This window comes from Pseudomonadota bacterium (assembly GCA_034660915.1).
GTDB lineage: Bacteria > Desulfobacterota > Anaeroferrophillalia > Anaeroferrophillales > Anaeroferrophillaceae > DQWO01.
Map to the genome: position 1 here is coordinate 1 of JAYEKE010000129.1, position 2,879 is coordinate 2,879.

Sequence of the window (2,879 nt, forward strand, 5' to 3'; positions counted from 1 at the left end):
GTTTTTTATAGTCTATGCGGTCCACTTGAGCTCCTCTATCGTCAGTTCTTTATTGAAAAAATGGTATTCCACCATGTTTTTACGTCTGGCCAAATATTCATGATTGAATGTTGGGACAGTGTAGCGGTCTACTAAAAACTTCAACTCGGCTTGGGGGAAAATTTTAAGATCATGAAGTAGTTGTGTACTGTTGGCCAGGATTTTTTCGAAAAGAAACTGTTTTTCCCGTACATTATCTGAGGTGATAATCTTATCCAGGTCGGCAGGGGTGAAATTATATTCCCAGAAACAATCCTTGATCAGTTGTTGATATTTTGCATATGTGGGGTCAGGTCTTGCAATCATACATTATTCCTGAAAAAAAAGGGTTGGGAGCTGCACTTGATTTTATGTGCTTTTTTTGCAGTTCTATAATTTCAGCACTAATCTCATTCCGTCCTCAATAGTTGCCATTATGGCGCTGGAAAGTGTGTGGACTCTCTCGGTTAAGAAAGATTTGTCGATAGTGATGATTTGTGAAATATTGACGACGCTTTTCCTGGGTAACTTTGATTGTTTGCTGGAAAGTAAAATATTACCAGGAGCTTCAGCTAAACGTAAATTTGTGGTTAGGGCAACCGCGATGATAGTGCTGATTCTACTTTTATTGAACTCGTTTGCCTGGACGATGAGTAATGGCCTTTTGTAGCCAGGCACAGACCCGACAGGCTCCGGTAGCTTGGCCCACCATATTTCACCATGTTTTATTACCATTCCTCTTTTTCCATTGAACTAAATTGCATTGTTAAAAGAGGCTGGCTTAATTTAGCAGAGTTATTCGAGTAAATATCATCCAGTTGTTTGGTGATTTGACCTGTTAATTGTTGCTCAAGAAACTTGGCAACTGCTTTGGCGTATAAGTGGCTACGAGATATACCGGCGTTTTTCGCATATTTATCTGCCGCCATAAATAATTTGTCAGGGATTGAAATCGCAGTTTTCATAAAATGTTCCCCCATCTCAGATTTCCGCTTAAGAGTATAACCAAGGTAATACCCCCCTGTCAAGAAAAGATTAGTGCCTTACAGGTTATTTTCTGGTTTAAAAAACAAGAAAATGTTAAGTGCTTCACGGGTTCTTTGCCGTCAGGCAAAGGTTCTGATGAAGAAACTTATGCAAAGCTCTGATAAGAGCACTTATTTGCGGGCCGATAAAGCCTGTTTGGGTTGCGGGATATGTTCCCGTATTAGAGGTTGGTCCTGGAGAAGGGAAAAAAGGGGTAACTATTCAGCACATTGCATCGCTACTTAAGTAGTAAACTCGGGACTGTCCCCAGCTTCACCGGGGGCTGTCCCAGATGTTTACGGACTATGAAACAATGTCGGCATGCGCCGCAAAAGCCTGGGACAGTCCCCTTTTAAACCAAAAGGCTTGGGGACAGTCCCGGTTTTGCTCACAGCAGTGCACTTCATAAAGATGTGCTGAATAGTTACAAAAAGGGTTTTAAAGCAGAGTAGTTGCTGCTTTGTTATTGACAGGATAGTACCAATTTGGTATCATATATCTATGCCGTTAAAAATCAGAGAACTGATGAAGCAGCTCGAAAAAGCAGGCTTCAGAAATCGTGGTGGTAAAGGTAGACACCGCAACTTCATCCACCCTAAAGGTATTGCGGTGACTATATCCGGCAATCCTGGTTCAGATGCAAAAAAATACCAGGAAAGTGAGGTGAAACGCAAGATAATGGAGTCTCAAAAATGAAAGAACGAGACCAGTACATTAAAATTGTTGAGTGGTCAGAAGAAGATCAATGCTATGTTGGTTCAATTCCTGGATGGATTGGCCAATGTTGCCATGGAGACCAGGAAGAAAAGGTCTATCATGAACTTTGCCGGATAGTAGACGAGTGGGTTGAAATTTATAAACAGGAAGGATTGTCCCTTCCAAGCCCGACAAATAAAAAATTCTCAGGAAAATTTCAGTTAAGGCTAGGGAGCGAACTGCACAAAGTTCTTGCTCTTAAGGCTATGCAAACGGGGGATAGTCTCAATAGCTTCTGTATAAAGATATTAAAAAAAGGGGTTCATCTTAAATATTAAAGGATGCCAACATCATCTATAGATCATGATCATTGAAAATTCGGAATATCAATCCGATATTTCAGATTATTTGTGTGATTGCAAGACCTGACCCCTCAAAAGAAGGTGAGGGGTTTGTTGATTTCTATATGTCCGGCCAGGGTTTTGACCGGGTGGCCGGCGACGGTGATCTGGACTTCGGAAAATTTGGGAAAATTCTTCAGATAGGTGTTCACCAGGCCGTAGACTGCCAGTATTTCATCGCTGCTGCCGGTGTTGGCCAGACCGCTGATGATTTCTTTGGACAGGTCCAGGGTGATGCGTTGGCCGGAAAAAGAAACCGCGCGCAGCCGGACTCCAGACGGCAGGGGTGATTTGCTTTTTGATTCGTCACGGGTCAGTTCGGCAAAGATCATCCGGGCCAGCTGTGCCTTCCCTTCTTTGGGCAATTTCAGCAGTTTGCTGCTGTGGGTCAGGGCATCATAGTCTGGACTGGCCTTGTACAGAGTAACGTAAAGGGTGGTGGGCTTAGTTTTTTTTACCGTTATCGGGGAAGTTTTTTTAGCGGGATGCTGCGGTTGCCGTGGTTTGACCGTGGTGGTCGTGGTCTTGGTCGTGGTCGGCCAGTATTTTTGCTGCCATTGTTTGACCAGGCTAGTTGAATGGCGGATGCTTGACCGCAGCCGGTCGGGGATCAGGTGGGGGAAAAAGGAAAGAACAATAAAAGCCAGGCTGACTCCGAAGATAAAAAAAAGCAGGGAGCTGAGCCAGGATCGCTCTTTGGCCGTCGGTTTTCGCCGTCGGCTGCTGGTTTTACGCGTT

6 protein-coding genes are annotated in these 2,879 nt (G+C 43.9%); 2 read left to right on the plus strand and 4 right to left on the minus strand.

Features of this window, described 5'->3' with window-relative positions; genetic code table 11:
- Positions 1-12: 12 nt before the first annotated feature.
- The 3 genes from U9P07_08140 to U9P07_08150 form a co-directional block, all read right to left on the minus strand.
- Positions 13-345, minus strand: a complete 333-nt coding sequence (locus tag U9P07_08140; protein MEA2109370.1) for a hypothetical protein — start codon at positions 343-345, stop codon at positions 13-15.
- Positions 346-408: 63 nt separating this feature from the next.
- Positions 409-753 (minus strand): type II toxin-antitoxin system PemK/MazF family toxin, encoded by a 345-nt coding sequence (locus tag U9P07_08145; GenBank protein MEA2109371.1) that lies wholly within the window; start codon positions 751-753, stop codon positions 409-411.
- Positions 747-983, minus strand: coding sequence for a hypothetical protein (locus U9P07_08150; GenBank protein ID MEA2109372.1), 237 nt, complete (start codon positions 981-983; stop codon positions 747-749). Before U9P07_08150 ends, U9P07_08145 begins: the two co-directional genes overlap by 7 nt.
- Before the next feature lie 562 nt (positions 984-1,545).
- Between U9P07_08150 and U9P07_08155 the strand changes: the two genes are divergently transcribed.
- Together U9P07_08155 and U9P07_08160 are read left to right on the plus strand one after the other, a co-directional pair.
- On the plus strand, positions 1,546-1,740 hold the full coding sequence (locus tag U9P07_08155; GenBank protein ID MEA2109373.1) for a type II toxin-antitoxin system HicA family toxin: 195 nt from the start codon (positions 1,546-1,548) through the stop codon (positions 1,738-1,740).
- Positions 1,737-2,078, plus strand: a complete 342-nt coding sequence (locus U9P07_08160) for a toxin-antitoxin system HicB family antitoxin (GenBank protein ID MEA2109374.1) — start codon at positions 1,737-1,739, stop codon at positions 2,076-2,078. The genes U9P07_08155 and U9P07_08160 overlap by 4 nt, the downstream gene beginning before the upstream one ends.
- A 95-nt stretch (positions 2,079-2,173) precedes the next feature.
- Here the strand turns inward: U9P07_08160 and U9P07_08165 are convergent.
- The coding region (locus U9P07_08165; protein MEA2109375.1) for a GerMN domain-containing protein at positions 2,174-2,879 on the minus strand (706 nt) is incomplete at its 5' end.

Coding starts and splice junctions, on each gene's coding strand:
- U9P07_08140 (MEA2109370.1), bottom strand. CDS start 345: ATGATTGCAAGACCTGACCCCACATATGCAAAATATCAACAACTGATC.
- U9P07_08145 (MEA2109371.1), bottom strand. CDS start 753: ATGGTAATAAAACATGGTGAAATATGGTGGGCCAAGCTACCGGAGCCT.
- U9P07_08155 (MEA2109373.1), top strand. CDS start 1,546: ATGCCGTTAAAAATCAGAGAACTGATGAAGCAGCTCGAAAAAGCAGGC.
- U9P07_08150 (MEA2109372.1), bottom strand. CDS start 983: ATGAAAACTGCGATTTCAATCCCTGACAAATTATTTATGGCGGCAGAT.
- U9P07_08160 (MEA2109374.1), top strand. CDS start 1,737: ATGAAAGAACGAGACCAGTACATTAAAATTGTTGAGTGGTCAGAAGAA.